This is a genomic window from uncultured Gemella sp., assembly GCF_963525165.1.
Lineage (GTDB): Bacteria > Bacillota > Bacilli > Staphylococcales > Gemellaceae > Gemella.
In genome coordinates, this window is the sequence record NZ_CAURJN010000062.1 from 1 (window position 1) to 4,268 (window position 4,268).

Genomic DNA, 4,268 nt, shown 5'->3' on the forward strand with positions numbered 1-4,268 from the left:
AACTTAAAATCCACCAAAATATAGATAAGAAGTTAGTGTACCAAATATTAAAAAGTCCTGCCATCGAAATGATAGCAGGGCTTAATTTCAATATCCAACTGATATATTTAATTAAAAAAGATAGAGTTTTTATTGATTTATAGTGCGATATAATGAATTTCAAAAAATCAAAAATCATTTAAAATCAATATTTTGACGTCTATTGACGTGTACTGAAGCCCTTAACTAGCATCTAAAAAATAATAAAAAAAACTCTTCAAAAAACTGGCAATAACCCTAAAAATTTGTCCAAATTTGAGGGGCTATTACCAACTACAAAATTATTGTTTTACAATATTCATTATTAATTTCTTTCAGATTGTATAATCGTTGATTTTAATATTAAATAATTGTAAAATATATTGGTACAAATAAATAATAAAATAATTACAAAGGAGTTTTCTATGGAAATACTAACTACCCTAGGTATATTTGTCATAATTGTAATACTTGGTTCATTTTTAAATAATCTTTTTCCACGTATTCCCGCAGCTTTATTCCAAATAATACTTGGTGCTGCGGTAACATTTATTCCAAATCTTCCACTTCATTTTGAGTTTGAATCAGAAATGTTTATGATGTTAGTTATCGCTCCCTTACTATTCACTGATGGATTCAACTCGTCCTTAAAGAATATCTGGCTATACAAACGTCCAATTATATATATGGCAATATTTTTAGTTCTTGTGACGGTAATTATCGTTGGTAGCATAATTCATTTACTACTTCCAATGATTCCTTGGGCAGCATGTTTTGTTTTAGCTGCTGTCCTGTCGCCTACAGATGCTGTGGCTGTTAAATCAATAACTAAAGGAATGAAGCTGCCTAAAGGACTTATGGCTATATTAGAAGGGGAATCACTTCTAAATGATGCTTCTGGTCTTGTATCATTTAATATAGCTCTAGCAGCAGTTCTTACTAACACATTTTCTGTCACGAATGCTAGTTATAAATTTTTAGTAGTTGCAGGAGGGGGAGCGATCTTTGGACTTATTATTGGGATAACTTTTTCTTATATTAAGTTTATATTCTCAACAAAATTTGCTGACGAATTTAATATTTTAGTTATTTTTCAATTAATAACACCAGTTATAGTATTCTATCTTGCGGAACATATTGGTGTCTCTGGTATCGTAGCTGTAGTAATTACAGCTCTAGTATACAACTACCAAAGAAAGCATCACTTACTTACTGTTGTAAGTAGTGATGCTGCAGTAACTATAGACAGTACTCAACAAATAGCAAGTTATGTACTAAATGGTTTTGTATTTACCTTTTTAGGATATTTACTCCCTGAGATATATCATACTGTGTTTAATAATAGGGAGATTGATATTGTATATGGATTCATAATTTCATTAGTTATTGTTTTAGGTCTAATGATAGTTAGATTGACCTTTGTATATTTCAACTACATATCATTCCAACCTCATCATTTTACGACTGCTAGAAAAACAGCGAAAATAATACTAAATAGAAAATTTGACAAAGGTAACTATTCTAGATTTAACTACTCTTTAATTACTAGTTTGTGTGGTATTCACGGTACAGTAACACTTGCTACAGCACTTATGATTCCGGTTGTAACTGCTACTGGGGATAACTTCCCTCTTAGAAATACCATCCTATTCATTGCGAGTAACGTCGTTTTACTAAGTATTATTATCGGTACAATCGCCCTTCCTCTTGTTGTTAAGAACGAAGATGAAGAGAAAGAATATACTCAATACTCTCTTCGTGAAAAAATCTTAGAAGGCACACTTGAGGAACTAAAAGAACGTGATATTTCTAAGAAATCTATCGAAGAAAAAGTTGCGTATGCTTTTGAAATAAAAAGTCTACACGAACTAAAAGCATACTTTAAAAACATGCAAACTGGAAGATTTAAAAATACAAACGAACCACTATCACTACACAAAAAAATAATGAAAGCACAAGACAAAGTTCTCCCTGAAATACTTAAGGACAATCCTAACATTGAGCAAATCCTGGAAATTTCTAAACTTATGCAACTTAGAAAATCTTTATTATTCACATATTCGATACCAAAAAACCTATTACTTAATTTAAGAATATATGTAAAAGAATCCAATCTAAAACGTCGTTTAACTCGTCATTTTGTGGCTAAAGATCTAACTCCAGAATTTTATGAGAAACTTAAAGAAAAAATACCAAAAAGAAGAAAAGTAAACTTCGTCAATAAATTAGATGAAATTAAACAAAAAGCTGAAGCTTCTTCTAGCCAAATTCAGGCTATCATTGATTGCTCGCCTACAGTAAGAAAAGTACTTCTTGAGACAGCCTATAAGGTTATTGATGAAAAGTGTTCAGATCAAAATACTGCAGAATTCGTTAAAGATGTATATAAATACTACTCATTCACTTTATTTGAAGTATTTTTAGAAGACATCGATTTCGAAGAAGAACTTAAAGAACTTCAAATGGAGTTAGTTCGACTTTTAAAATATAGAATATTAACGATGAGAAAGTTAAACTATATTTCTCTAGAAGATTCTTACACCGCTCTTCGCAACTTGAACTTTAGTGAATCTATGATTTTCCCTCGTGAAACTGAAGAAGAATAAAATAAAAAAGCTGACCTCAAGTTAGATTATTATCTAAACTCTGAGGTCAGTATTATTTAAGTTATTTTTTATTTTTTAAACTCTACGACAAAATCGTAACCACGATCTGTTTTTGCTCCGAAGTAAAAATCACTTACTTTGTATCCGCGTTTTTCCACTTTAGCGATTTTCCCTTGAATTGCTGCTTTTACTTGCACTTCCGTAGCATTTTTTGGAAGTTTAATAGTAGTATCTCCATCTACATCCAATGCTCCAGCTATTCCTGGTAAAGTTTTTAAATTGAAGTAAATATTAACATCTACAGTTTCTTGTACTTCTGCTGATCTTTTAGCTCTTTTTTGAACTAATGGAGCTTTTCTAAAACCTGTATTGTTAACTGATGTTGATTTAGATTCTTTTGTGAATTCTACAACATAGTCATAGCTATCTCCACCTTCAACGATTTGATCTAAATCAGTAGTTGAAACAACTTTAAAACCTTGTTTATTTAATTTTTCTATTTGAGATTTTGTATGTTCTTCAATAGCTTTCTTAATTTCTTCTTTTGTAGCATTTCCAGATAAAGTTAACATATTGTTTTCTCCTACTTCACCTAATGCTCCGGCTATATCTTTTAGATTTGTTAGATTGTAATAGATATTTATTTGTTTTGTTTTATTTGATAAATCTCTTTTTACAACTTTTTTAGCTCTTACTTGAACTTCTGGTGCAATTCTGAAGCCTGTAGTTCCTGTTTTCTCTTTAGTGAAAGTAACTACATAATTGAAGTTCTTCACAATAGTATCTTGCTCGAATACTATTTCTTCTTTTACTTTATATCCATGTTTAGCTAATTCTTGAGCCTTAGCTTGAATTTTTGCTTTAACTAATTCTTTCACTTCATCTTCAGTTGCTGAATTTGGAATAGCTACTGTATTATTTTCTCCTGGATCAGATAAAAATCCATTGATATCTGGCATTCCATCATAATTATAACTTATGTTTACCGTACCGTCTGGTTGATTTGCCGCACGTGCTACTCTTCTTGCTCTAATTTGAACTTCTGGTGCATTTCTGAAACTAGAAGTTCCTGATGTCGCAGTTTCCGATGTTGCAGCTGGTTGTGGTTTTGCAGTTGGCGCTGAATCTGAAGTTGGTGCTGTTGGCGCTGGTGATTCTGTTGCTGCTTCCGGTTGCGTTGCTGCTCCTGTTAAAGCTGATGTTGCTTTCGGTTGAGATGCCGCTCCTGTTGAAGCTGTCGCTGATGATTCAGGTTGTGTTGCTTCTGAAGATGCTTCTCCTGAACCATGTCCTATTGCTGTGCTACCACCTTCAATCGTAGTCCCCTCATTACGACCATTGGTTAAATTATCTTTATCATAATTTGGTGCTGGTAACTCTTCACCTGGAACATTAATTCCATCAATTTTAGTTTGATACTCATCTGTAGCAGCTACTGCAGCATCATGATTCTTAGCATTTTTTATTGCGGCTAATGCGTCTTCTTTTAATGTTTTTAATTCCGCTTTTAATTTTTCTTTTTCGGCTTCGCCTTTAACTTTTTCTATTTCACCTAGTTTTGAAGATACTCGTTCATTAATAATATCTTCCCCATCTTTTTGTGCATCTGCTAGTTCCTTTTTAGCTTTTGCTTCTTCAGAAGTT

General features: G+C 32.1%; 2 protein-coding genes. One reads left to right on the forward strand and one right to left on the reverse strand.

The genetic code is table 11. The annotated features are described in order from the left end of the window. The first annotated feature begins 443 nt into the window (after window positions 1–443). Entirely contained in the window at window positions 444–2,624 is a 2,181-nt protein-coding gene (locus RWQ74_RS08605; RefSeq protein ID WP_314397890.1) for a cation:proton antiporter, read from the forward strand. A 68-nt stretch (window positions 2,625–2,692) separates the two neighbouring features. Here the strand turns inward: RWQ74_RS08605 and RWQ74_RS08610 are convergent. Then, on the reverse strand, window positions 2,693–4,268 hold a 1,576-nt coding region (locus RWQ74_RS08610), incomplete at its 5' end, for a hypothetical protein (protein ID WP_314397892.1).